Source organism: Pseudomonas sp. KK18 (assembly GCF_037094675.1).
GTDB lineage: Bacteria > Pseudomonadota > Gammaproteobacteria > Pseudomonadales > Pseudomonadaceae > Aquipseudomonas.
Map to the genome: position 1 here is coordinate 1,960,736 of NZ_CP146605.1, position 23,391 is coordinate 1,984,126.

23 protein-coding genes are annotated in these 23,391 nt (G+C 60.5%); 12 read left to right on the forward strand and 11 right to left on the reverse strand.

The features are described 5' to 3' along the window. Window positions 1–104: 104 nt before the first annotated feature. Window positions 105–647 carry a chalcone isomerase family protein gene (locus tag V6607_RS08765; RefSeq protein WP_102605707.1) on the reverse strand — a complete coding sequence of 181 codons (543 nt, stop codon included), beginning with the start codon at window positions 645–647 and terminating at the stop codon, window positions 105–107. A gap of 236 nt (window positions 648–883) precedes the next feature. On the opposite strand from V6607_RS08765, the gene sthA reads away from it, so the two are divergent. Next, window positions 884–2,278, forward strand: a complete 1,395-nt coding sequence (gene sthA, locus V6607_RS08770) for a Si-specific NAD(P)(+) transhydrogenase (RefSeq protein ID WP_003218947.1) — start codon at window positions 884–886, stop codon at window positions 2,276–2,278. 42 nt (window positions 2,279–2,320) lie between these two features. Here sthA and V6607_RS08775 read toward each other — a convergent pair whose 3' ends face one another. Together V6607_RS08775 and V6607_RS08780 are read right to left on the reverse strand one after the other, a co-directional pair. Next, window positions 2,321–3,043, reverse strand: coding sequence for a glycerophosphodiester phosphodiesterase family protein (locus tag V6607_RS08775; protein ID WP_003218946.1), 723 nt, complete (start codon window positions 3,041–3,043; stop codon window positions 2,321–2,323). 66 nt (window positions 3,044–3,109) lie between these two features. After that, window positions 3,110–3,694 carry a PilZ domain-containing protein gene (locus V6607_RS08780; RefSeq protein WP_003218944.1) on the reverse strand — a complete coding sequence of 195 codons (585 nt, stop codon included), beginning with the start codon at window positions 3,692–3,694 and terminating at the stop codon, window positions 3,110–3,112. 94 nt (window positions 3,695–3,788) lie between these two features. Between V6607_RS08780 and V6607_RS08785 the strand changes: the two genes are divergently transcribed. Genes V6607_RS08785 through V6607_RS08795 form a run of 3 tightly spaced genes read left to right on the forward strand, consistent with a single transcriptional unit; the run spans window position 3,789 to window position 7,033 of the window. Next, window positions 3,789–5,039: a lipoprotein-releasing ABC transporter permease subunit gene (locus tag V6607_RS08785; RefSeq protein ID WP_003218943.1), complete on the forward strand. Its 1,251-nt coding sequence runs from the start codon at window positions 3,789–3,791 to the stop codon at window positions 5,037–5,039. Window positions 5,040–5,046: 7 nt separating this feature from the next. Next, window positions 5,047–5,730 (forward strand): lipoprotein-releasing ABC transporter ATP-binding protein LolD, encoded by a 684-nt coding sequence (lolD, locus tag V6607_RS08790; RefSeq protein WP_003218941.1) that lies wholly within the window; start codon window positions 5,047–5,049, stop codon window positions 5,728–5,730. Window positions 5,731–5,788: 58 nt separating this feature from the next. Beyond that, the gene (locus V6607_RS08795; RefSeq protein WP_003218940.1) at window positions 5,789–7,033 is read left to right on the forward strand and encodes a lipoprotein-releasing ABC transporter permease subunit; all 1,245 of its coding nucleotides are present in this window, start codon (window positions 5,789–5,791) and stop codon (window positions 7,031–7,033) included. Between the two features lie 118 nt (window positions 7,034–7,151). Here V6607_RS08795 and V6607_RS08800 read toward each other — a convergent pair whose 3' ends face one another. Both V6607_RS08800 and V6607_RS08805 read right to left on the reverse strand, forming a co-directional pair. Then, a complete protein-coding gene (locus V6607_RS08800) occupies window positions 7,152–8,504 on the reverse strand; it encodes a heavy metal sensor histidine kinase (protein WP_134325963.1) in 1,353 nt (450 codons plus the stop codon). Continuing rightward, window positions 8,504–9,184 (reverse strand): heavy metal response regulator transcription factor, encoded by a 681-nt coding sequence (locus tag V6607_RS08805; protein ID WP_003218936.1) that lies wholly within the window; start codon window positions 9,182–9,184, stop codon window positions 8,504–8,506. The genes V6607_RS08800 and V6607_RS08805 overlap by 1 nt, the downstream gene beginning before the upstream one ends. Window positions 9,185–9,340: 156 nt before the next feature. Here V6607_RS08805 and V6607_RS08810 point away from each other — a divergent pair, with 156 nt between their 5' ends. After that, on the forward strand, window positions 9,341–9,865 hold the full coding sequence (locus tag V6607_RS08810; RefSeq protein ID WP_003218934.1) for a cupredoxin family protein: 525 nt from the start codon (window positions 9,341–9,343) through the stop codon (window positions 9,863–9,865). A gap of 57 nt (window positions 9,866–9,922) precedes the next feature. Further along, window positions 9,923–10,753 (forward strand): NADPH-dependent 7-cyano-7-deazaguanine reductase QueF, encoded by an 831-nt coding sequence (gene queF, locus V6607_RS08815; RefSeq protein ID WP_008437611.1) that lies wholly within the window; start codon window positions 9,923–9,925, stop codon window positions 10,751–10,753. A 126-nt stretch (window positions 10,754–10,879) separates the two neighbouring features. Here queF and V6607_RS08820 read toward each other — a convergent pair whose 3' ends face one another. Beyond that, window positions 10,880–11,146, reverse strand: coding sequence for a DUF4404 family protein (locus tag V6607_RS08820; RefSeq protein ID WP_008437612.1), 267 nt, complete (start codon window positions 11,144–11,146; stop codon window positions 10,880–10,882). 110 nt (window positions 11,147–11,256) lie between these two features. Beyond that, the gene (locus V6607_RS08825; protein ID WP_003218927.1) at window positions 11,257–11,868 is read right to left on the reverse strand and encodes a hypothetical protein; all 612 of its coding nucleotides are present in this window, start codon (window positions 11,866–11,868) and stop codon (window positions 11,257–11,259) included. Between the two features lie 195 nt (window positions 11,869–12,063). On the opposite strand from V6607_RS08825, the gene V6607_RS08830 reads away from it, so the two are divergent. The 3 genes from V6607_RS08830 (at window position 12,064) to rssC (ending at window position 14,763) form a co-directional block, all read left to right on the forward strand. Continuing rightward, on the forward strand, window positions 12,064–12,753 hold the full coding sequence (locus V6607_RS08830; RefSeq protein ID WP_008437615.1) for a VacJ family lipoprotein: 690 nt from the start codon (window positions 12,064–12,066) through the stop codon (window positions 12,751–12,753). A gap of 346 nt (window positions 12,754–13,099) precedes the next feature. Continuing rightward, complete coding sequence (rssB, locus tag V6607_RS08835) at window positions 13,100–14,281, forward strand: two-component system response regulator RssB (RefSeq protein WP_003218921.1); 1,182 nt, start codon at window positions 13,100–13,102, stop codon at window positions 14,279–14,281. After that, the gene (gene rssC / locus V6607_RS08840; protein ID WP_003218919.1) at window positions 14,281–14,763 is read left to right on the forward strand and encodes an anti-sigma factor antagonist RssC; all 483 of its coding nucleotides are present in this window, start codon (window positions 14,281–14,283) and stop codon (window positions 14,761–14,763) included. The genes rssB and rssC overlap by 1 nt, the downstream gene beginning before the upstream one ends. A 198-nt stretch (window positions 14,764–14,961) precedes the next feature. Here the strand turns inward: rssC and tal are convergent, their stop codons facing one another. The 3 genes from tal to V6607_RS08855 all read right to left on the reverse strand — a co-directional run bounded on the left by tal (window position 14,962) and on the right by V6607_RS08855 (window position 17,431). Next, window positions 14,962–15,888: a transaldolase gene (gene tal, locus V6607_RS08845; RefSeq protein ID WP_134325964.1), complete on the reverse strand. Its 927-nt coding sequence runs from the start codon at window positions 15,886–15,888 to the stop codon at window positions 14,962–14,964. 303 nt (window positions 15,889–16,191) lie between these two features. Further along, window positions 16,192–17,187 carry a tRNA dihydrouridine(20/20a) synthase DusA gene (dusA, locus tag V6607_RS08850; protein ID WP_134325965.1) on the reverse strand — a complete coding sequence of 332 codons (996 nt, stop codon included), beginning with the start codon at window positions 17,185–17,187 and terminating at the stop codon, window positions 16,192–16,194. Between the two features lie 106 nt (window positions 17,188–17,293). Beyond that, the gene (locus V6607_RS08855) at window positions 17,294–17,431 is read right to left on the reverse strand and encodes a hypothetical protein (RefSeq protein ID WP_166742147.1); all 138 of its coding nucleotides are present in this window, start codon (window positions 17,429–17,431) and stop codon (window positions 17,294–17,296) included. A gap of 227 nt (window positions 17,432–17,658) precedes the next feature. On the opposite strand from V6607_RS08855, the gene V6607_RS08860 reads away from it, so the two are divergent. Next, window positions 17,659–17,892, forward strand: coding sequence for a hypothetical protein (locus V6607_RS08860; RefSeq protein ID WP_134325966.1), 234 nt, complete (start codon window positions 17,659–17,661; stop codon window positions 17,890–17,892). Between the two features lie 87 nt (window positions 17,893–17,979). On the opposite strand, the gene V6607_RS08865 is transcribed toward V6607_RS08860, so the two are convergent. Then, window positions 17,980–19,167, reverse strand: a complete 1,188-nt coding sequence (locus V6607_RS08865; RefSeq protein WP_134325967.1) for an MFS transporter — start codon at window positions 19,165–19,167, stop codon at window positions 17,980–17,982. A gap of 170 nt (window positions 19,168–19,337) precedes the next feature. On the opposite strand from V6607_RS08865, the gene V6607_RS08870 reads away from it, so the two are divergent. Then, the gene (locus V6607_RS08870; protein ID WP_134325968.1) at window positions 19,338–22,145 is read left to right on the forward strand and encodes an ATP-binding protein; all 2,808 of its coding nucleotides are present in this window, start codon (window positions 19,338–19,340) and stop codon (window positions 22,143–22,145) included. Further along, complete coding sequence (locus tag V6607_RS08875; RefSeq protein ID WP_003218906.1) at window positions 22,142–23,341, forward strand: EAL domain-containing response regulator; 1,200 nt, start codon at window positions 22,142–22,144, stop codon at window positions 23,339–23,341. The genes V6607_RS08870 and V6607_RS08875 overlap by 4 nt, the downstream gene beginning before the upstream one ends. Window positions 23,342–23,391: the final 50 nt, after the last annotated feature.

Sequence of the window (23,391 nt, forward strand, 5' to 3'; positions counted from 1 at the left end):
CAATGTGGGAGCGGGCTTGCTCGCGAATGCGGTGTGTCAGTCAGCTTATAAGTCAATGACACACCGCATTCGCGAGCAAGCCTGCTCCCACAGGGTTTTTGCGATCAGTTGAGGAGGGTGTTACGCAGGCTGTCGGACAAGCCTTTTGGTGCCAGCCAGATTCCCAGGTAAGCCTTGGCCAGCTCGTCATTGCGACTGCTGAACACCACCGTGCCGTTGATTTCCAGGTTCAGGCCGCGCTGAGGCTGGAAGTCCAGCGCATAACGGTCGCCGCTGCGGATGTTGCGGAAGCTTTTGTGCAATTGATCCAGTTCAGGCTTCAGGCGGGCGAGGGTGGCGGGTGTTTGCTGACGTTCGAGGGTGGCAGTGGCGGCCTTGATCACATCGTTGCGGTCGATATCGCGAAAGTAATACAGCTCCAGGCGCAGGTCTTTTTGCTGATCCAGGGCTTGTTTGGCGCTCAGGTCAGCCGGGGCGAACAATGCCGCCGCATAGACGTCTGCCCACAGGTAAGTCAGGACGGCCTGGTTTTTCAGCACCAGTTGATGAGATTGCGGCGGAAAATCGGCTTGTTTGAGGCGATCAGCCTCATTCGCCAGAACCGGGACCGAAAACATCAGCAATAAACAAATGACGACATGCTTCATAATAGCCAGTCCTGAAAAGGTGCTTGCCTACAGGTTAATTCAATAACGAGCGCCGTGTAGTAAAGGCAAAACTGGCCTACGACGCGACCAAGGGTTAATGTGCGCGACGTTGAGCGTTCTATAGACTGTGCCCCGGCTCACACACTTGAGCCACATTGATCCTTCATGACCGCTGGCCGCGGCATGATTTAGCCAGGCGTCCAACCGTGCGCCCTGGCCTGTTCTGAGGAGTACGCATGGCTGTCTACAACTACGACGTGGTGGTACTGGGTTCCGGCCCAGCTGGAGAAGGTGCGGCGATGAACGCCGCCAAAGCAGGGCGCAAGGTGGCGATGGTCGATAGCCGTCGCCAGGTCGGCGGTAACTGCACCCACCTGGGTACCATCCCGTCCAAGGCCTTGCGTCACTCGGTGCGCCAGATCATGCAGTTCAACACCAACCCGATGTTCCGGGCCATTGGTGAGCCGCGCTGGTTCTCGTTCCCGGACGTGCTCAAGAGCGCTGAAAAAGTCATTTCCAAACAGGTTGCCTCGCGTACCGGCTTCTATGCCCGTAACCGCGTCGACCTGTTCTTCGGCACCGGCAGCTTCGCCGACGAGCAAACCGTCGAAGTGGTCTGCGCCAACGGCGTGGTCGAGAAGCTGGTAGCCAAGCACATCATCATCGCCACCGGCTCGCGTCCGTATCGCCCGGCGGATATCGATTTCCACCACCCGCGTATCTACGATAGCGACACCATCCTCAGCCTGGGCCACACCCCGCGCAAACTGATCATCTATGGCGCCGGCGTGATCGGCTGTGAATACGCCTCGATCTTCAGCGGCCTGGGTGTATTGGTCGAGCTGGTGGATAACCGCGACCAGTTGCTGAGCTTCCTCGACTCGGAAATTTCCCAGGCGTTGAGTTACCACTTCAGCAACAACAACATCACCGTGCGCCACAACGAAGAGTACGAGCGGGTCGAAGGCCTGGACAACGGTGTGATCCTGCACCTGAAATCCGGCAAGAAGATCAAGGCCGACGCCTTGCTGTGGTGCAACGGCCGTACCGGCAACACCGACAAGCTGGGCATGGAAAACATCGGGGTCAAGGTCAACAGCCGTGGCCAGATCGAAGTCGACGAGAACTACCGCACCTGCGTACCGAACATCTACGGTGCCGGTGACGTGATTGGCTGGCCGAGCCTGGCCAGTGCCGCCCATGACCAGGGCCGCTCGGCCGCTGGCAGCATTGTCGACAACGGCAGCTGGCGCTACGTCAACGACGTGCCGACCGGGATCTACACGATTCCCGAGATCAGCTCGATCGGCAAGAACGAGCACGAACTGACCAAGGCCAAGGTGCCTTATGAAGTCGGCAAGGCGTTCTTCAAGAGCATGGCGCGTGCGCAGATCGCCGGTGAGCCCCAGGGCATGCTGAAGATCCTGTTCCACCGCGAGACCCTGGAAGTGCTCGGCGTGCATTGCTTCGGCTATCAGGCGTCGGAGATCGTGCACATCGGCCAGGCGATCATGAACCAGCCGGGTGAGCTGAATACCCTCAAGTATTTCGTCAACACCACGTTCAACTACCCGACCATGGCTGAAGCCTATCGGGTAGCGGCCTACGACGGCCTCAACCGGCTTTTTTGAGCGGCTCCGGCCGGTGGCCTGAGCCGGCCGGGGAGACCGATTTCAGTAATTCCCGAGGGTGGCAGTGGCCAAACCGGGAAAGTCTGTAATCAGGCTATCTACGCCGAAGTCGGCGAGCCTGCGCATCAGCGCGGGTTCGTTGACGGTCCACACGGACACGTGCAAACCCTGGCGCTGGGCTTTTTCCAGACGCTCAGGGGTGCACAACGTCCAGTTCAACGCCAGAATCTCACAGCCATAGTTGGCCGCGACCTTCAACGGGTCGAGCCAGGCGTATTCGGCTACCAGCCCGCGGGACAGGTCCGGGGTGAGGTCCAGCGCCGCTTTCAACACTTCCCGCGAGCTTGAGGTCACGGTGACCTTGTCCATCAGCCCGAAACGCTGAGCCATTTCACGGATCGCCAGCACGGTGGTTGCCGCGCGGGTGCGCGATGCGCTTTTGACTTCCAGTTGCCAGTGGTCGAAGTCGCACTGTTCGAACAGCTCTTCCAGGCGCGGGATCGGGCAAGGGTTGACCCAGCCCGGGCCGCCTTTGCGCGCGTCCATCTTGACCAGGTCGGCGGCTGAATACTCGACGACCTTGCCGCGCCGGTCGGTGGTGCGCTTGAGCGTCGGGTCGTGGATGACCATCAGCTCGCCGTCCATGGACAGGTGCAAATCCAGTTCGCAGCGGCGTACGCCGTGCTTGAGGCATTCCTGGAAGCTGGTCAGGGTGTTTTCCGGTGCTTCGCCTTTGGCACCGCGGTGGCCATAAATCAGGGTCACAGTTGCTCCTTTACGCCAGGGTTCCTGGCTGGATGGATGACGCGACGCGCCATTCAATGATCGTATTCAGGTGTCGGATTCGTCGCTTTTTTCCCGCGCCAGGCGCCGTTCCTGGGCCTGTTTCTGCAGGATATAGCGTGCCAGCAACTGGCGTTGGGCATCGGTCATGGCTTCGAATTCCGTGCCGATTTCAAAGCCACCGGTCTTGGCATCGCAATGGGTAACCTTGGCTCGCAGCAACAGCCCGAGGGCTTGCGGCATCAGCACCAGCTTGACCGCCAGGTGGCTGTCGGGCTGGATCGCGGTGGGGTTCAGAAATTCGATGCCGCCTTCGGAAATGACCACGGGCTGCGGCGTACCGATTTCGCCCAGCAGGCTTTGCGCCATGATCTGGCTGAGCAAATCCATGCGTTTGTTCTGCACTTTGAGGAAGGCGGCCAGGGTGCGGTCCCGCTCGCCGATCTGGCGCAGCAAGTGCTGGGATTCAAATTCACTCAGGTGCAACTCGCTGAGCAGATTGAACAGCGGCGAATCATCCAGCAACACTTCCTTGCTCAGCGCTTCCGGGCCCGACAGTGGGGTAATTTCCAGTGCGATCATGTCCTCGATACGGTAGTATTCGCGGCGATCTTCTTCATCTAATGTCGACATGGCGAACCCAAGGCAGCGGTGATGGTCTGAGTGTAAAGCTGCTTACCTGACCCCGCCACAAGGACGTCTTCTTTTCCTCCGAACAAGCCCCGACATGTTCAGACCTCTCTTCGTATTTATTGGCACGCGTTATACCCGTGCAAAACGTCGCAATCATTTTGTGTCGTTCATTTCCCTGACCTCGATGATCGGGCTCGCCCTTGGCGTTGTCGTGATGATTGTGGTGCTGTCGGTGATGAACGGCTTCGATCATGAGATGCGTACCCGCGTGCTGGGCATGGTGCCCCACGCGACCATCGAGTCGGGTGAGCCCATCAGCGACTGGCAAAGCCTGGCCGCGAAGGTCAAGCAGAACCCCAAAGTGCTGGCGGTTGCGCCCTTCACCCAGATGCAGGGCCTGTTGACCAACGACGGCAAGGTGCAGAAAGTCCTGCTCAATGCCATCGACCCGGCGCAGGAACGCAATGTCTCGATCATCGATAACTTCATGCAACAGGGCAAACTGGACGACTTGTCGCCCGGCAGCTTTGGCATCGCTATCGGCGACAAGGCGGCGGCCAAGCTCGGCGTGGGCATCGGCGACAAGCTGACCTTCGTCGCGCCGGAAGTCACCGTGACTCCGGCGGGCATGTTCCCGCGCATGAAGCGCTTTACCGTGGTCGGCATCTTCCATGTCGGCGCCGGTGAGATCGACGGCTACCTGGGCCTGACCAACCTGACCGACCTGGCCCGCCTGCATCGCTGGAAGCCGGACCAGGTCCAGGGCTTGCGCCTGAAATTCAACGACCTGTTCGACGCGCCGCGTACCTCGTGGGAAATCGCCCAGCACCTGGGTGAAAACCAGTACTACGCCCGCGACTGGACCCGTACCCACGGCAACCTGTACCAGGCCATCCGCATGGAAAAAGCCATGATCGGCTTGCTGTTGCTGCTGATCGTCGCCGTCGCCGCCTTCAACATCATCTCCACGCTGGTGATGGTGGTGAACGACAAGAAGGGCGACATCGCGATCCTGCGCACCCTTGGCGCCACGCCGGGGCAGATCATGGCGATCTTCATGGTCCAGGGCACGGTGATCGGCGTCGTCGGCACCTTGATCGGCACCGTGGTGGGGATTCTCGCCGCGCTGAACGTCAGCGCGGCTATCGCCGGGCTGGAAGTGTTGATCGGCCACAAATTCTTGAACTCCGACGTCTACTTCATCGACTACTTGCCGTCCCAGGTGCAGAGCCAGGACGTATTGATGGTCGGCGGCGCCGCGTTGGTCCTGAGTTTCCTTGCCACCCTGTATCCAGCCTGGCGCGCGGCACGTACCCAGCCGGCGCAGGCTTTACGTTATGAGTGAATCGGGCATGAGTGAAAAAGCAATCCTGAGCTGCCGCAACCTGGGCAAATCCTACGAGGAAGGCCCGGAGTCCGTGGTGGTGCTGTCCAACCTGCAGCTGGAACTGCACCCGGGCGAACGCGTGGCGATCGTCGGCAGTTCCGGTTCCGGTAAAAGTACCTTGCTCAACCTGTTGGGCGGCCTTGATACGCCGTCCCAGGGCAGCGTCTGGTTGGCCGGCGAAGAGTTGTCGGCCCTGGGCGAGAAGGCCCGTGGCCAGTTGCGCAACCGTTCGCTGGGTTTTGTGTACCAGTTCCACCACTTGCTGCCCGAGTTCACCGCCCTGGAAAACGTCTGCATGCCGCTGTTGATCGGCAAGACCGCGATCCCGGAAGCACGCCAGCGTGCCCAGGCGTTGCTGGAGCGCGTCGGCCTGGGTCATCGCCTGGAGCACAAACCGGCTGAGTTGTCCGGCGGCGAGCGCCAGCGTGTGGCGATTGCCCGTGCCCTGGTCAACAACCCGGGCCTGGTGATGCTCGACGAGCCGACCGGCAACCTCGACTCCCATACCGCCCAGGGCATCAAGGACTTGATGCTGGAGTTGAGCACCCAGATGCGCACTGCGTTCCTGGTGGTGACCCATGACATGAGCATGGCCCGCCAGATGGACCGTGTGTTGCACCTGCAGGAAGGTCATCTGGTCGCCATCTGACCTGTTTCAAGCCCGGCGCCCGGCGCCGGGTTTTCTATTTTTTCAACGGTGCCCGCGAATGTTCAGACCGTTATCGATTTTCATCGGCACGCGCTATACCCGCGCCAAGCGCCGCAACCGTTTTGTTTCGTTTATCTCGATGACCTCGATGATCGGCCTCGCCCTCGGCGTGCTGGCGATGATCGTGGTGTTGTCGGTAATGAACGGTTTCCAGCGGGAAATGAGCTCACGCATCCTCGGCATGGTGCCCCACGCGACCATCGTTGGCGTGAAGCCCATCAGCGACTGGCAGCCGGTGGCAGATGCCGCGATGAAGAATCCGGAAGTCACCGCTGCCGTACCGTTCACACAGATGGACGGCATGCTCTCCTACAAGGGCGCGATGCAGCCGATCGAGATCAGTGGCGTTGATCCGGCCCAGGAAGGCAAGGTGTCGATCGTGGCCCAACATATTGTCCAGGGCCATCTGGAAGACCTGAAACCGGGCGAGTTCGGTGTGGTGATCGGCGAAATCACCGCCCGGCGTTTCCGCCTGAACGTCGGCGACAAGCTGACCCTGATCGTGCCGGAAATCAGCAGTGCGCCCGGTGGCATCACCCCGCGTATGCAGCGTTTGAACGTGGTGGGTGTGTTCAAGGTGGGCGCGGAGCTGGATGGCTCCATGGCCCTGATCCACATGGCCGACGCCGCCGAGATACAGCATTGGGAGCCGAACCAGGTGCAAAGCGTGCGCCTGGCGGTGAAAGACTTGTATGCCGCACCCAAGGTCTCGGCGGATATCGCCGCCAGCCTCGGTGCCGACTACAAGGCCGACGACTGGACCCACACCCAGGGCAGCCTGTTCAGCGCGATGAAGATGGAAAAAACCATGATAGGCCTGCTGTTGCTGATGATCGTCGCGGTGGCGGCGTTCAACATCATCGCGACCTTGATCATGGTGGTGAACGACAAGGGCGCCGACATTGCGATACTGCGCACCATCGGCGCCACGCCGCGGCAGATCATGGCGATCTTCATGGTGCAGGGGACGGTGATCGGGATCGTCGGTACCTTGATCGGTGGCATCCTCGGCGTGATTGCGGCGCTGAACGTCAGTGAACTGGTGGGTTGGCTGGAACGGGTGACCGGGCAGCATATCTTCAGTTCGGACGTGTATTTCGTCAGCAACCTGCCTTCGCAGTTGCAGGGTGGGGATGTGTTGCTGATTTGCTCGGCGGGGTTTGTGTTGAGCTTTTTGGCGACCATCTATCCGGCGTATCGGGCGGCGAAGATTGAGCCGGCGCATGCCCTCAGGTATTCGTAATTCTTAAGACCGCCTTCGCGAGCAAGCCCGCTCCCACATTTTGACCGCGTTCTTCCTGAATGCACCCGGTCAAAATGTGGGAGCGGGCTTGCTCGCGAAAGGGCCGCTACAGCTTGCATCAATACCCCTGCGGCAACGCCATCACAAACCTCGCCCATCCCGCCCCCGACTCACAGAAAATCCGCCCCCCATGGGCCCGCACAATCGACTGGGTAATCGCCAAACCCAGCCCCGCATGTTCGCTGCTCCCTTCATGACGCGCCGGATCTGCCCGGTAAAACCGGTCAAACAACCGTGGCAACAATGCCTCGGGAATGCCTTCCCCGGTGTTTTGCACACTCAGCGTCACGCCTTGCATCCCCTCGACAATCCGCACGCTGACTTCGCCACCCGGCGGGGTGAACCGCAACGCGTTATCCAGCAGGTTGGAAATCGCCCGGCGCAACATGCTGCGGTCACCTGAAGTGCTGGCGTTGCCTTCCCGAACCAGCCGCACCTGGACGTCCTCCGCCAGCGGTGCGAAAAACTCCAGCAATGCCTCCACCTCGTCCGCCAGCACCAGGGTTTCGCGCTTGGGCACCAGCAGCCCATGGTCCGCCTTGGCCAGGTACAGCATGTCGTTGACCAACTGCGCCATCCATTGCAGTTCTTCCAGGTTGCTGTGCAGGGCTTCGCGGTAGTCCTCCAGCGCCCGTGGCTGCGTGAGGATGACTTGGGTCTGTGTCAGCAAATTCGACAGTGGCGTGCGCAGTTCATGGGCGATGTCGGCAGAAAACGCCGAAAGGCGCTGGAAGGCATCGTCCAGGCGGCCAAGCATCGCGTTGAAGGACTGGGCGAGTTCCGCCAGTTCGGCGGGCATTTGTTCCTGGGGCAGGCGCTGGGTCAGGGAGTGGGCAGAGACGCCGCTGGCGACTTCGCTCATGCGCCTCAGCGGTCGCAACCCGCTGCGGGCGGCCCAAGCGCCGAGCAGGGCGGTGGCCAGGGCGGAAAGGCCGACGGTCAGCCAGATCAGATGCTGCATGCGTTGCAGGAAGTGTTGATGGTGGGTGATGTCGAGCATCAGCGTCAGGCGTGGCGAGTCAGCGTTTCCAGGAATCAGCGGCGCGTTGTACACGCGGTAATCGGTGCCGGCGTTCTGCACGCTGTGCAGGCCAGGCGCCTGGGGCAGGGTGATGCCGGGAGCGCCGTCGAACCAGCGCTGATCGCCGGCGGTGATGCGCAGGGCCAGGTCGGGCTGGCGATTGAGTTCTTCTCGCAGCGTTGTTTCTCGTAAGGCAAACCGTTCTGGCGTGTCGGCACCTTGCAATGTGCTGCGCAGCGCTATCAGCTTGCCGTCGAGCAACTGCTGGTCCAGCTCGATAAAGTGCGCCTCGCTGGCATGGTTGAACAGCACGCCGGCCAGCAATGAAACCACGGCGGTACAGCCAGCAAACAGCAGTGCCAGGCGGCTGGCCAGGGAAATCCGTTTCATCAACTGAACCGCTCCTCAAGCACGTAGCCCATGCCGCGTACCGTATGGATCAGCTTGTTGGGAAAGTTGTCGTCGACCTTCAGGCGCAGGCGGCGGATCGCGACTTCGATGATGTTGGTATCGCTGTCGAAGTTCATGTCCCACACCTGAGAGGCAATCAGCGACTTGGGCAGTACTTCGCCCTGGCGGCGCAGCAGCAGTTCCAGCAGGGAAAACTCCTTGGCCGTCAGGTCGATGCGCTGGCCGTCGCGCTCTACCCGGCGGCGGATCAGGTCCATGCGCAGGTCGGCCAGTTGCAGGCTGGTTTCCTGGGGGGGGCTGCTGCCACGGCGCAACAGGCTGCGCACCCGGGCCAGCAGTTCGGAGAAGGCGAAGGGCTTGACCAGGTAATCGTCGGCGCCCAGTTCCAGGCCATGCACCCGGTCTTCCACGGCGTCCCGCGCGGTAAGGAACAGTACCGGCATGTCGAGCCCGGCGTTGCGTACGGCCTGGAGGATCTGCCAGCCATCGCGACCTGGCAGCATCACATCGAGGATCAACAGGTCGTAGTCACCGGTCAGCGCCAGGTGCTGGCCGCTGGTGCCGTCGGCCACCAGCTCGGTGTTGAACCCGGCCTCGGCCAGCCCCTGGCGCAAGTAGTGGCCGGTTTTCGGTTGGTCTTCGACGATCAGCAGTTTCATGGGCGGCTCATGGTTTTACGGGAACACAGACGTTATACCGCGCACATCCGGCAGCAGGCTCAAGCTGACAAAGTTGTAATCTGGCAGTCAGCTGGCTGGCAGCGGCGCGTTCGTAAAGTGTCCCACAGACTGATTCCGAACCTTTGGAGTGTGAGCATGTTTTTACGTAAATCCTGGTTGTTGGCGGGCTGCCTGATGGCGATGAGTCTTCCGGTGCTGGCATCCCCGGCTGAAACCTTCGCCTTCGGTGAGGCCGCGCCCGCCGCCAAGGCCACGCGCACCGTGGAAGTGGTACTGCAGGATATTTCCTTTTCGCCCAAGGCTATTGATGTAAAAGCCGGTGAGACTGTGCGCTTTGTGCTGGTCAACAAAGGCCAATTGCTTCATGAATTCAACCTTGGCGATGCCGCCATGCACGCAGCGCATCAGAAAGAGATGCTGCAGATGCAGGCCAGCGGCATGCTGACGGCCACCGGCATGGGCAAAATGGACCACAGTGCGATGGGGCATGGTGATATGGCAGGCATGAAGCACGACGACCCCAACAGCGTGTTGGTAGAGCCAGGCAAGACCGCCGAGCTGACCTGGACCTTCACCAAGGCCACCGGCTTGGAGTTTGCCTGCAACATTCCGGGGCATTACCAGGCGGGCATGGTCGGCAAGCTGACCGTCAGCCAGTAAGCCATTGACGGGCAAAGGCGGGTAGAATGGCGGCGTTTATTTAGCCAGGTTTCCGCCATGCATCCCGCAGCCGAACATTCGCCGCTGGGCAAGTCCAGTGAATACATCTCCACCTACACCCCGTCGTTGCTGTTCCCGATTCCTCGCGCCGCCAAGTGGGCCGAGCTGGGCCTGAGTGCCGAGACCCTGCCGTATAAAGGCGTGGATTTCTGGAACTGCTTCGAACTGTCCTGGCTGCTGCCATCCGGCAAACCCGTGGTGGCCATCGGTGAATTCAGTATCCCGGCCGACTCGCCGAACATCATCGAGTCGAAGTCGTTCAAGTTGTACCTCAACTCGCTGAACCAAACCGCGTTTGCCGATGTGCAAAGCCTTGAAGCGACGTTGCGCGCCGACCTGAGTGCAGCGGCCGGCAAGCCCGTTGGCGTGCGCATCCGCAGCCTGGGCGAGGTTGAAGCCGAAGGCGTGGTCGCGTTGCCGGGTGTGTGCATTGATGACCTGGACATTACCGTCAGCAACTACGAGCACCCGCGCCCGGAACTGCTGCGTTGCGACGATTCGCGCGTGGTGGAGGAGAGCGTCCACAGTCATCTGCTCAAGTCCAACTGCCCGGTGACCAGCCAGCCTGACTGGGGCAGTGTGGCGGTGGAGTACCGCGGCGCGGCGCTGGATCATGCCAGCCTGCTGGAATACCTGGTGAGCTTCCGCCAGCATTCGGACTTCCATGAACAGTGCGTGGAGCGGATCTTTCTCGATCTGCAGCGCTTGCTCAAGCCGGAGAAACTGACGGTGTATGCGCGCTATGTGCGGCGTGGCGGGCTCGATATCAACCCGTACCGCAGTACTGAAGAGCAGCAGTTCCAGAACCTGCGCCTGGCTCGACAGTAGCCTTCACCCAAAATAAATGTGGGAGCGGGCTTGCTCGCGAAAGCGGTGTATCAGCCAGCTTATGTATCAGCTGACGGACCGCATTCGCGAGCAAGCCCGCTCCCACATTTGATAGGTGTCCGACTATTAGATCCCGATGTTACCCAGGGTCACCACAATATTGCGCAAGGTCCCGGCAATGCCCGGGTGCTCCAGTTCGAAGCGTTCTACGGCCAGGTTCACACCGTCGGCGATGCTTGGATCCTGAATGGCACCTTCCAGTGGCTCCTGAACTTCCAGTTCAGCAATCAAATCTCGCAGCTCTTCGCGCTGTTCGAGGGGCATTTCTGGATTCTGATCCAATTGCTCGCGCAAAATTTTGACCTGTTCTTGCAGTTGTTCGCGGGCAGGCATGGCGTTCTTCCTTTTATCGATAGGCACTGACATAGACCGCGGCACGCCGGGAAAGGTCTATGGGCTGACCTGTAGATTAATCCACTGGCGCCTACTGTGCATGATCTCGATCAGGGCTTCTCGCCTTTGAGCTGGCGCAGGCTGATGTCGGCCAGGCAGGTCTGCAGTTCGCCCAGGTGGTCAATCACCGAATGCACGCCCAGGCCATAGAGCGCGACAGTGGCTTTGGCGCGCTTATGCTCGCGTTCCTTCTCGCTGAGTGCTTGCCATTGCTGCGGCGAAAGCCCGCACAATGAGCCACAGGATGCCAGGCCAATGGTCCACAGCCCGGCATTGAGCCCCGATTGCAGCAGGCGTGGCTCGCCGCTGACCAGGACGCAGCCTTCCAGGCGTTCGATATTCAGTTCCATCAGGGCCTGCCAGCAGGCGTGAGGCGCCGGCCAGCGGGTGGAGGAGGGCTTGGCAGCCTTGATCCAGCGGGGTAGCCCGGCGGCCAGCGGTGTGGAAACCGACGCCGGCAACTCGTCCAGCCATGCACAAGGGACGCGCTGTTCTTCGAGGCTGCGCAGGATCTTCAGGGCGCCGACAGTGGCATGGGTATCGCTGGAAGGCGCGGAATCGGCGCGGGCCTGGGAACCAAAGTCCACCAGGCAGCCACTAAGCCCGAACAGTACGGCCGTCAAGGACGGGGTGCTGGCACTAACAATCTCGGCGTGTGGCATTTCGACGTCCCTGAAATAGCAGTGACGCTACCGGACTTGGGTGACAAGCAAGTTACACCCGCAGCAATTGTAGGAATTTTGTGCATTTGCTGAATGACATTTCTGCAAGGCTGCCTAATCTGACACTTCCGTCATATACTGACGGCCTCATTCAGGGCATAGCGCCCATGACAGACCATTCAAGGAGTTCAAGCTATGCGCTGGAGCCAATGTCTAGCTCAGCTGTCCGTATGTGCGAGTATTTTGCTGGTTCCTTTCGTAGCCCAGGCGGCCTCGGAAGATGATCCATGGGAAAGCGTCAACCGCCCGATCTTCACCTTCAACGATACCGTTGATACCTATGCCCTCAAGCCATTGGCTCAAGGCTATCAGTTCGTGACCCCGCAGTTCGTGCAGGACGGGATCCACAACTTCTTCCGCAACATCGGCGACGTCGGCAACTTTGCCAACGACGTGCTGCAACTCAAGCCCCACGCTGCAGGCGTCGACACTGCCCGCTTGCTGATGAACACCACGTTCGGCGTGCTGGGTTTCGTTGATGTCGGCACCAAAATGGGGCTGCAACGCAACGACGAAGACTTCGGCCAGACTCTCGGCTACTGGGGCGTCGACAGCGGTCCTTACGTGATGCTGCCACTGCTGGGCCCAAGCACCCTGCGTGACGCGCCGTCCAAATACGTGGACAGCTACACCCAGCCGTACCGCTACATGAACGATATCGGCTGGCGCAACAGCACCTTCGGCCTGAATATCGTCGACACGCGTGCCAGCCTGCTGTCCTCCGAGAAGCTGATCAGCGGCGACAAATACACCTTCATCCGCAACGCCTACTTGCAGAACCGCGAGTTCAAGGTCAAGGATGGCAAGGTTGTAGACGACTTTTAAGCCCCAGGCTTGAAAGAAGAAGGCGGCCCTCGGGTCGCCTTTTTTGTGGGCGGCATTCGAGGTTTATCCGTGGGTTACGTGCTTACTTTAAGTCGCGGTTTTATGCGTTCTTATAACTACTGGTGATTTGCGATGTAAAGACGCCCGGCGACCATCGCCGTGAGCTTGAAACCCCTGGCGGATGGGAGTACCGTCTGCGCCTTAGAAGGGCACCTCTGCTTTACCTTTGTGCGTCGGCAATAACTCGGCGTTTTGTAGGACAGAGAGGCTAGAAAGCGAATCCAGTAGTAAGCCCGGCCATTGTCGAGCTGCCTACGCCAACCTAATTCTGGCGCCGTTTGCCCACATGCAGAAAACCAGTGCCACGCTGCTGATAATCGATGACGACGAAGTAGTGCGCGCGAGTCTTGCGGCCTATTTGGAAGACAGTGGCTTCAGCGTCCTGCAGGCCAGCAACGGCCTCCAGGGTCTCCAGGTATTCGAGCGCGACAAGCCCGACCTTGTGATCTGCGACCTGCGCATGCCCCAGGTGGGCGGCCTTGAGCTGATCCGCCAGGTAACCGACATCGCCCCGCAGACGCCGGTGATTGTCGTGTCCGGTGCCGGCGTGATGAACGATGCCGTCGAGGCCTTGCGCCTCGGCGCTGCCGACTACCTGATCAAGCCCCTGGAAGACCTGGCTGTGCTGGAGCACTCGGTGCGTCGTGCCCTGGATCGTGCACGGCTGCTGCTGGAAAACCAGCGTTACCGTGAAAAGCTCGAAACCGCCAACCGCGAACTCGAAGCCAGCCTGAACCTGCTCCAGGAAGACCAGAACGCCGGTCGCCAGGTGCAGATGAACATGCTGCCGGTGAGCCCGTGGAGCATCGACGAGTTCAAGTTTGCCCACCAGATCATCCCGTCGCTGTACCTGTCGGGTGATTTCGTCGACTACTTCCGCGTTGATGAGCGGCGTGTCGCGTTCTACCTGGCCGACGTTTCCGGCCACGGCGCCTCCTCCGCATTCGTGACCGTGTTGTTGAAGTTCATGACTACACGGCTGTTGTTCGAATCCAAGCGCAATGGCACCTTGCCGGAGTTCACCCCTTCGCAAGTGCTGGGCCACATCAACCGGGGCCTGATCAGCTGCAAGCTGGGCAAGCACGTGACGATGGTCGGCGGCGTGATTGATGAAGAAACAGGTCTTTTGACCTACAGCATTGGCGGTCACCTGCCATTGCCGGTTTTATACACTCCAGACAGTGTGCGCTACCTGGAAGGGCGTGGTTTGCCGGTTGGCTTGTTCAATGAAGCCACCTACGAAGACCACATCCTGGAATTGCCGCCGACGTTCAGCCTGACGCTGATGTCCGACGGTATCCTGGACCTTTTGCCAGAGCCTACACTCAAAGAGAAAGAAGCCGCCTTGCCCCAACGGGTCAGGTCGGCGGGCGGCAGCCTGGATGGCCTGCGGCAGGTTTTTGGATTGGCCACGCTAGGGGAGATGCCGGATGATATCGCCCTATTGGTGTTGAGCAGGAATCTTTGATGAGTACCGGAAGAATCCAATTCGCCGAGCAAGACGGGACTTTTGTCCTGAAGTTTGTCGGTGAAGTGCGCCTGACCTTGTGTTCGGCGCTGGATGCGACGATTGAGCGGATCTTCACAGCCTTGAATTTCTCGGCGATCGTGATCGATCTGACCGAAACCCGCAGCATCGATAGCACCACCCTTGGGCTGTTGGCCAAGTTGTCCATTCTGTCTCGGCAGAAGGTCGGACTGCTGCCGACCGTCGTCACCACCCACGAAGACATCACCCGTCTGTTGCAGTCCATGGGCTTCGATCAAGTGTTCAACATCGTTGACCGCCCGATCCCGTGCCCGGAATGCCTGACCGACCTGCCGTCCCAGGACCAGTCCGAGGAAGTGGTACGGGTCAAGGTACTGGAAGCCCACAAGATCCTGATGGGCTTGAACGACTCCAACCGCGAGGCGTTCCACGACCTGGTGAATGCGCTGGAGCGGCACTAATTTCCAGCTGAAACACTGTCAAAGTGTGGGAGGGGGCTTGCTCCCGAAAGCGGCGGGTCAGTAGTGAATGTAGCGACTGACGCCTGTATTCGGGAGCAAGCCCCCTCCCACATTTTTAACTGAGTTCGGCTCGAAATCGGCTAATACAAAAAAAGGGCGGCACCCTCACAGGTGCCGCCCTTTTTGTCGCCGCCGTTTTTAGAGCTTGGCGGTCAACAGCGCTTCGAGTTTTTCCTGGTCGCGGGCGAACTGACGAATGCCCTCGGCCAGTTTCTCGGTGGCCATCGCATCTTCGTTGGATTCCCAACGGAACTGCGCTTCGGTCAAGTGCACACGAGCTTCGCCCGCATGGCCTGGCGACAATCTGCGTTCCAGCTTGCCGTTGTCGGCTGCGAGTTTTTCCAGCAGGTCCGGGCTGATGGTCAGACGGTCGCAACCAGCCAGCTCTTCGATCTGGCTCAGGTTACGGAAGCTTGCACCCATTACTACGGTCTTGTAGCCATTGGCCTTGTAGTAGTTGTAGATGCGCGTCACCGACTGCACGCCCGGATCCTCGGAGCCGGTGTAATCGTTACCGTTGGCCTTCTTGTACCAGTCGTAGATACGGCCCACGAACGGCGAAATCAGGAACACGCCGGCTTCGGCGCAAGCCACGGCCTGGGCGAAGGAGAACAGCAGCGTCAGGTTGGTCTGGATGCCTTCCTTTTCCAGCTGCTCGGCGGCGCGGATGCCTTCCCAGGTGGAAGCGATCTTGATCAGCACGCGGTCACGGCCAATGCCGGCCTTGTCGTACAGGTCGATCAGGCGATGGGCGCGCTTGAGTACCGCGTCGGTATCGAACGACAAGCGGGCATCCACCTCGGTGGAAATGCGGCCGGGCACCACTTTCAGGATTTCCTGGCCGACGGCTACCGCGAAACGGTCGCTGGCCAGGCCTACATCGCCGTTGCAGTCGGCAACAGCCTCGTCCAGCAGCTTGGCATAGCCTGGGATCGACGCGGCCTTGAGCAGCAGGGAAGGGTTGGTAGTGGCGTCTTGTGGCTTGAGCTTGGCGAGGGTAGAAAAATCGCCGGTATCGGCTACTACAGTGGTGAATTGCTTGAGTTGTTCCAGCTTGGAAGTCATGGGCGTGCTCTGTCCTGTGGGTCTGATGACATTACCCGAGCGCTGACAGCCGCTCAAGGGCGCAAATGCATTCGATCGTTTGCGAGGGCAACAACCTGAAAACAGCCGTTTGAATCACCGGCCAATGCTCAATAGGAGGCCAAAACAGCCAGCAGGTTCAACCCAACTGCCCGATGACCACCCGATCAAACGGTGGGAGCAGCCTTGCCCCATCTTCCTGACATCCCCCCCATCCAAATGTGGGAGCGGGCTTGCTCGCGAAGGCGTCGTGTCAGCCACCCAATAAACCCACTGACACCCAAATCACCGCCCCTCCAACAACTCCCCGGCCATATCCAGCAACGCCAGCGGATCACTGGCCTTATGAATATCCACCGACAACAACTGCCGAAACTTCCGCGCCCCCGGGAAACCCGTCCCCAGCCCCAGTGCGTGGCGCGTGATGTGATGCATCGAGCCACCTGTCGCCAAGTGTTCGGCTATATAAGGACGCAACTGCGCCAGCGCCTCGGCGCGGGAGATAACAGGTGCAGTGCTGCCAAACAGCTGCTGATCCACCTCGGCCAGCAAATACGGATTGTGATAAGCCTCGCGGCCCAGCATCACGCCGTCGAAGGTCTGCAAATGCTCCTGGCACTGTTCGAGGGTCTTGATGCCGCCGTTGAGGATGATCTCCAGTTCAGGGAAATCCTGCTTCAACTGGGCGGCAACCTCGTAGCGCAAGGGCGGGATGTCCCGATTTTCCTTCGGTGACAGCCCTTCCAGAATGGCGATTCGCGCATGCACGGTAAAACTGGTGCAGCCCGCGTCCTTCACCTGGCCAACGAAATCGCACAGCTCGGCGTAACTGTCCCGGCCGTTGATGCCGATGCGGTGCTTAACCGTTACCGGGATCGAGACCGCGTCCTGCATCGCCTTTACGCAATCCGCCACCAACGCAGGGTGTGCCATCAGGATCGCGCCAATCATGTTGTTTTGCACCCGGTCGCTGGGGCAGCCGACGTTGAGGTTCACCTCGTCGTAACCGGCGTCCTGGGCCATGCGGGCGCAAGCGGCCAGGTCCGCGGGGACGCTACCGCCCAACTGCAAGGCGAGTGGATGCTCGGCCTCGTTATGGCGCAGAAAGCGTTCGTGGTCGCCGTGGAGGATTGCGCCGGTGGTGACCATCTCGGTGTAGAGGAGGGCGTTTTTGGAGAGCAGGCGCAGGAAGAAGCGGCAGTGTCTGTCCGTCCAATCCATCATGGGAGCAACGGAGAAGCGACGGGAGAACGATGGCGTTGGTGCTATAGGTGAGGACATTAGGATCTGAGATGGATAAGGCGAAGGGCGGACAGTTTAACAGGAATGGGCGTGGTGCCGTGGTGGCGAGTGCCAGAGCTCCAGCCACCCTGGCACGGTTTTCAGCTTATTTCTTCTTTTTGTCGGGCGCCTGAGTCAGCGCCGAAGCCGCCACAGATTTCACATCCGGCGGAGTGGTGGGATCCGCCAGCAGCTTGGCTGCTTTTGAAGCGATGCTTTCACTGGTTTTTTCGTCTTTAGCCATTACTTGAGCTTCCCTCTACGTAGGCCGCAGGTTCATCTGAATTGATGCCTGGTCGGCTTTAATATGTAGGGGCTAACTGTTGATATCGCCAATCAGAATATGTGCCTGGATAATTCGTCGCCAAAACGACATCAACCTGAACCGATCCTGTCCTACGGCAAAGTTTCATAATTCTCACCGGCATTGAGGCCTACGCTCAGCCCATAAGCCCAAAGGGAACTGAAAAAATGATCTCCAACCTCGTCAAAGTCGTGATGGTCGCAGGCATGTTGCTCTTGGCCGCTTGTTCGTCGGGTTCATCGGGCATGAGTAGCGACCTGAGTAGCGACCCTTGTTATTCAGGGGGATGCCAAGCCTTTGGCGACCACAGCCCCAGCAAGGCCGCCAAGATGAATTTTGGGGGCAACGCGCTGGGGAGCAGTTACGGGGAGTATGGTTCGGGGTTGATGCATGATGACTGACTGAGCGGGTGGGGCAGTCATTTACTCAGTGACTGACCCACCGCTTTCGCGAGCAAGCCCGCTCCCACATTGGATCGTGGGAGGGCTTTAGTGACCGCCTTTCATACGTCGGGCGATCAGGTAGATGCCCAAGCCTACCAGCGCCGTAGCCGCGCCAATGTAGCCCGTGCTGGTCCACCCATACCCCGCCGTAATCGCCATCCCACCGAACCACGGCCCCAGCGCATTCGCCAGGTTGAACGCCGCGTGGTTGGACGCCGCCGCCAGGCTCGGTGCCTCATGCGCAATGTCCATCAAGCGGATTTGCAGCGGCGCGGCCATGGCGATCATGGTGCCGACCAGGCCAATACCCAGCAGTACGCCCCACAGCGAACTCGCGGCGAAGGTGAAGAAGATCAGCACGGCCATCGACCACACCATAATCCAGCCCACTGCGCGAAATTGCAGGCGATCAAACAGCTTGCCGCCGGCGATGTTGCCGATGATGCCGCCTACGCCAAACGCGGCCAGACCGAAGGGAATCCACTGCGGCGAGACTTTGGTCACTTCGAGCATGGTCGGCGCCAGGTAGCTGAACACGCAGAACATCCCGGCAAACCCAATAGCGCCAATGGACAGCGCCATCCACACCTGCGGTTTGGTGAAGGCACGCAGTTCTTTGCGCGGGTCGCTGCGGGGTTCGTCGTGGCGATCCGGTACGAATTGCCAGACCAGCGCGATGGTGCACAGGGCGATAGCACTGACCAGTGCAAACGCCGAGCGCCAGCCCAAGTGTTGACCGAGGAAGGTCGCGATGGGGTTGCCGAGCAGCATGGCCAGGGTCAGGCCCATCATCACGCGGGCGACGGCGCCAGCGCGTTTGTCGTTGGGCACCATGCTGGAGGCGACCACGGCGGCGATGCCGAAGTAGGCGCCGTGGGGCAGGCCGCTGATAAAGCGGAAGGCCACCAGCGAACCGAAGGTCGGGGTAAACGCCGTGGCGAGGTTGCCCAGGGCATAAAGGCCCATCAGCAATAGCAGCATGTGTTTACGCAGCAACTTGGCGCCGAGGATCGCCAGCAGCGGGGCGCCGACCATCACGCCCAGCGCATAGGCGCTGATGGCGTGGCCCACTTGCGGTTCGCTGAGATTGAGGTTGTGGGCGATGTCGGGCATCAGCCCCATGATGGCGAATTCGCCGGTGCCGATCGCAAAGGCGCCCACGGCCATGGCCGCTTCCATTTTGGCGGCGCTGCGCGCGGGCAGCACGTGCCCGGGTGTTTGCTGGATAGTCATGGGTAACTCTGTTTGATGAAGTGCACGAAGGACAGCCGCCGATGCTACGCAAGCAGCGACGAAGGTGTCTAGAACAGCGTGTTGCGCGAGAGTTCCATCGGCGCAAGCAGTGCGGGGCTTTGAGATCCGTCTTATTCAACTACCCTCTCGCCACGCTTACTCTTTTGGCGATGAAGCTCAAACATTTCCTGCAACCACTCGACTCTTCTTTTTCGACGCCCAAGGCCGCGCGCAAGTTGTTGCGGCTGTTTGCCCTGGCATTGGTGCTCGGCGTGTATGTGGGTGCCTACAGCTACTTGCGTGCGGCGTTGAATGAGGAAATTTCGCTACGGCGCAGTTATATGAATGAGGCGATTTCCGATGCGCAGAGTTTTTTTGTCAGCCGCCAGACGCTGCTCAAAAGCCTCGGCCTGTCGACGGTTCGTCATGTCACGCCACCCGTGGGCAACCTCAATAATGTGCCGGCCGAAGAGTTGCACATCACCTTGGGCGAGGCGGGCAATATCTGGAGCCTTTGGCTGACTAGGCGCCTGCTTGATTACCTGCAGGTCAACCAGGTCAACCTGATCTACGTCGCGCAGCGCGCCGAGCCGGTGGTGGAGCGCCTGTTTACCGTTGGGGCGGCCCCGGAGAATGTGCCGCAGCCGGTATTGCAGCGGTTGATGGCGGTGGACACCGGCAAGGTCTCGGTCAGCGATGAGTTGTGGCTGACTGAGCAGAGCCGCCTGGATTCACCGCTATACATCTTCACCCGCCTCGATGACCGTAGCCCCACGTCGGGTTGGCTCGGGCTGGAGGTGGACGGCCCGGACCTGATCAACGCCCTGCAGCATGAAAAAGCCGGGGACTTCATGTTGCTTGACGGCGCCGGGCAGCTGATTTTCAGCAGCACGCCTCATCAACCCTCGGCTGCGCAGGTGCTGCGCCAGTATCACGCCACGGCCAGCTTTGGTTGGGAAGGCAGCCGCTGGCTGCCGGATCGCTTGGCCATTCGCAAGCACCTGGGTTACTCCCAGTGGCAGATCGTCTACAGCCTGGAGCTGAGTTCACTGTTGCCCAGCCTGGCCATGCCGTTGCTGCTGTGCCTGCTGTTGTGCGCAGCGGCCAGCTTGTTGATGGTGCGGTTGGTGCGGCGCATCGATCAGCGTTTGATTATCCCGGCAGCCAATCGCATCGAAGCGCTGGTGGAGAGTGAGGCATTCAGCAGCGCGGTGATTCGTATCGCGCCAGTGGCCTTGTGCGTGCTGCGCCGCAGCGACGGCGAGGTAGTGTTGGAAAACCCCCTGTCCCGGCAATGGCTGGGCAACGGCCACGAGCGCCAGCAACTGTGTCACGGCTGGATTCGCCGCGCGTTCGATGAGTCGGAACAAAGCAGCACCGACGAGCTGCAAATGGCCGACGGTCGTCACCTGTACTTGAGTTTCGCGCCAACCCGTTACCAGCGTGAGGAGGTGCTGATCTGCGCCTTCAGCGACATCACCGAACGCAAGCAGGTGGAGTTGGCCCTGCAGCAGGCGCGCACGCTGGCGGACGCGGCGAATGAGGCCAAGACCCTGTTCCTGGCAACCATGAGCCATGAAATCCGCACGCCATTGTATGGCGTGCTGGGCACCCTGGAATTGCTTGCGCGCACCGACCTTAACAGCCAGCAGCGTGGCTACCTGAATGCCATCGAGGGCTCGTCGGCGAACTTGCTGCAAATGATCTGCGATGTGCTGGACGTGTCGAAAATCGAAGCGGGACAACTGTCCCTAGAGTTCAGCACGTTCTCACCGATCGAGTTGGTGCAGGAAGTGATCCAGGGCTACGCAGGCGCCGCCCAAAGCAAGGGCCTGCAGTTGTTCGCCTGCCTCGACCCGCAGTTGCCCGACCACGTGAGCGGGGATGTCACACGCATCCGCCAGATCCTGAATAACCTGCTGAACAACGCGCTGAAATTCACCGAAAGCGGCCGGATTGTCTTGCGTCTGCGCCTGGAAAGCCGTGAAGGCGAGCGCACGATGTTGCAGTGGCAGGTAGTCGACACCGGCAAGGGCATCGCCGAGGAAGACCAGCGGTACCTGTTCGAGCCGTTCTTCCAGGTCAGCGGCAATGCGAATGTGGTCGCCGGCAGCGGCCTGGGCTTGTCGATCTGCAAGCGCCTGATGCACTTGATGAACGGCACCTTGCGGGTGGTCAGCGAACCGGGCCTGGGCAGCAGCTTTTCCTTCACCTTGCCGCTGGAGCAAGTCAACGACGACGACCAGGCTCCCTGGGCGCAGCCGCTGCTCGGCGAGCGGGTGTATGTGGTGTCGCCGGTGCGTGAGCTGGCGGAAAGTGTTGGCGGCTGGTTGCGTCGCTGGGGCGCGCGCGCGCAACTCGGTGCGCCGGAGTCCGCCGAGGCCGACCCCGGCGCGGTATTGGTCGAGCTGTATCCCGGCCCGACCGAGCCCGACCAGTTGCTGCATTGGTCCGGGCCGCGGGTGATGGCCGCGGTCGACGAGCATGGCGCTTATCCCTGGCAGATCGGCCTGAACAACCTGCAGGCGCTCAACCGCGCGGTCAGCCGCGCCCAGGGCAGCGAAGAGTTGTTGTCGCCGAGGATCAGCGAGAAGCCCACCGAGTTCAGCCTCAACCTGCGCCTGCTGGTGGCCGAAGACAACCTGATCAACCAGTTGATCCTGCGCGACCAGTTGGAAGAGCTCGGCTGCAGCGTGGTGCTGGCCGGCGACGGCATTGAAGCGCTGTCACTGTGGGGTGATACCGCGTTCGACATGATTCTCACCGACGTCAACATGCCACGCATGAACGGCTATGAACTCACCGAACAACTGCGTCGCCTGGGTTGCTCACTGCCGATCATCGGGGCCACCGCCAACGCGATGCTCGACGAAGCCGAGCGCTGCCTGAACGCTGGCATGGATCATTGCCTGGTCAAGCCGTTCACCCTGCGCGCCCTCTACCAGTGCCTGCATCGCTATCAGAGGAGGGTGCTTTGAGCGCCTATCGCGTACTCATCGTGGAAGACCATCCTTTCCAGCATGAGTACTTGATCAACGTCTTCCAGGCCATCGGCGGGTTTGACGTCGATGTGGTCTGGGATGGCGCCACCGCGCTGCAACGCCTGGCCCGACAGCGCTACGATCTGCTGCTCAGCGACTTGATGATGCCGGGGATGGACGGTGTGCAACTGATCCAGCACTTGGCCCGCATGCACGCGCCGCCTGCGCTGGCGCTGATGAGCGTGGCGTCGCGGCGCATGTTGGTGGGCGCCGGGCAGGTGGCCGGGAACCTCGGCCTGACCGTCGCCGGGCTAATCTCCAAGCCGGTGCGCGAACGCGAGGTGCGCACCCTGCGCGATTGCCTCGACAAACTCGCCGAGCAGGCGCGCACGCCGTGTTGCCACCGGGGTGTCAGCCATGCCCGGGAGAACCTTGAGCGCGCCTTGGCCAATGGTGAAATCCAGGCGTGGTTCCAGCCGAAAAAATCCCTGCATGACGGGCGCATCGTGGGCGCCGAAGCCCTGGCACGCTGGGTGCACCCGGTGGAAGGGTTATTGATGCCCGGCGCGTTTCTTGACGACATCGAGCGCCTTGACCTGGAAACCCGCTTGCTCACCTGCATTCTCGGCCAAACCCTCATCGCCCAGGCCCAGTGGGCGCAACTCGGTTACCGGCTGCCGGTGTCGATCAACCTGCCCACGCATTTGCTCGACCAGAGCGACCTGGTCGACCGCCTGCTTGCCCAGGTGCAAAGCCGCGACGCCGAACCCCGGCAAATTACCTTCGAATTGATGGAAAGCTCCACCACACGGCTGCCCAGTAACTACTACGCTGGAGCATGTCGCTTGCGCATGATGGGCTTTGGGTTGGCGCAGGATGACTTCGGCAAGGGGTTCAGTTCCTACTTCAACCTGGTGTCGACGCCGTTCAACGAGGTCAAGATCGACCGGTCACTGGTGCATGGCTGTGCCGAGAACGAAAGCCTGGCGTCGGCCTTGCAAAGCATTGTCGAGCTGGGCCGCAAACTCGGGCTGACCACCATCGCCGAGGGCGCCGAGACCCAGGCGGAGCTGGCGGTGTTGCGGCGTATCCGCTGCGATCAGGTGCAGGGTTTCCTGATCTCCCATGCCGTGGCGGCGGAAAAATTCAGCGCCCTGTTAATCGAGGATGGCCCTGCGCCAGCACTTATGTGAGTGGCCAGGGTCACACAGTCAAGAAGCCCGAAGGAAGGGTCGCCCGGTCA

Bases quoted from the DNA above. Each gene is read 5' to 3' on its own strand.
- V6607_RS08765 (WP_102605707.1), bottom strand. From the start codon at position 647: ATGAAGCATGTCGTCATTTGTTTATTGCTGATGTTTTCGGTCCCGGTT.
- sthA (WP_003218947.1), top strand. From the start codon at position 884: ATGGCTGTCTACAACTACGACGTGGTGGTACTGGGTTCCGGCCCAGCT.
- V6607_RS08780 (WP_003218944.1), bottom strand. From the start codon at position 3,694: ATGTCGACATTAGATGAAGAAGATCGCCGCGAATACTACCGTATCGAG.
- V6607_RS08785 (WP_003218943.1), top strand. From the start codon at position 3,789: ATGTTCAGACCTCTCTTCGTATTTATTGGCACGCGTTATACCCGTGCA.
- lolD (WP_003218941.1), top strand. From the start codon at position 5,047: ATGAGTGAAAAAGCAATCCTGAGCTGCCGCAACCTGGGCAAATCCTAC.
- V6607_RS08795 (WP_003218940.1), top strand. From the start codon at position 5,789: ATGTTCAGACCGTTATCGATTTTCATCGGCACGCGCTATACCCGCGCC.
- V6607_RS08800 (WP_134325963.1), bottom strand. From the start codon at position 8,504: ATGAAACGGATTTCCCTGGCCAGCCGCCTGGCACTGCTGTTTGCTGGC.
- V6607_RS08805 (WP_003218936.1), bottom strand. From the start codon at position 9,184: ATGAAACTGCTGATCGTCGAAGACCAACCGAAAACCGGCCACTACTTG.
- V6607_RS08810 (WP_003218934.1), top strand. From the start codon at position 9,341: ATGTTTTTACGTAAATCCTGGTTGTTGGCGGGCTGCCTGATGGCGATG.
- queF (WP_008437611.1), top strand. From the start codon at position 9,923: ATGCATCCCGCAGCCGAACATTCGCCGCTGGGCAAGTCCAGTGAATAC.
- V6607_RS08820 (WP_008437612.1), bottom strand. From the start codon at position 11,146: ATGCCTGCCCGCGAACAACTGCAAGAACAGGTCAAAATTTTGCGCGAG.
- V6607_RS08825 (WP_003218927.1), bottom strand. From the start codon at position 11,868: ATGCCACACGCCGAGATTGTTAGTGCCAGCACCCCGTCCTTGACGGCC.
- V6607_RS08830 (WP_008437615.1), top strand. From the start codon at position 12,064: ATGCGCTGGAGCCAATGTCTAGCTCAGCTGTCCGTATGTGCGAGTATT.
- rssB (WP_003218921.1), top strand. From the start codon at position 13,100: ATGCAGAAAACCAGTGCCACGCTGCTGATAATCGATGACGACGAAGTA.
- rssC (WP_003218919.1), top strand. From the start codon at position 14,281: ATGAGTACCGGAAGAATCCAATTCGCCGAGCAAGACGGGACTTTTGTC.
- tal (WP_134325964.1), bottom strand. From the start codon at position 15,888: ATGACTTCCAAGCTGGAACAACTCAAGCAATTCACCACTGTAGTAGCC.
- dusA (WP_134325965.1), bottom strand. From the start codon at position 17,187: ATGTCCTCACCTATAGCACCAACGCCATCGTTCTCCCGTCGCTTCTCC.
- V6607_RS08855 (WP_166742147.1), bottom strand. From the start codon at position 17,431: ATGGCTAAAGACGAAAAAACCAGTGAAAGCATCGCTTCAAAAGCAGCC.
- V6607_RS08860 (WP_134325966.1), top strand. From the start codon at position 17,659: ATGATCTCCAACCTCGTCAAAGTCGTGATGGTCGCAGGCATGTTGCTC.
- V6607_RS08865 (WP_134325967.1), bottom strand. From the start codon at position 19,167: ATGACTATCCAGCAAACACCCGGGCACGTGCTGCCCGCGCGCAGCGCC.
- V6607_RS08870 (WP_134325968.1), top strand. From the start codon at position 19,338: ATGAAGCTCAAACATTTCCTGCAACCACTCGACTCTTCTTTTTCGACG.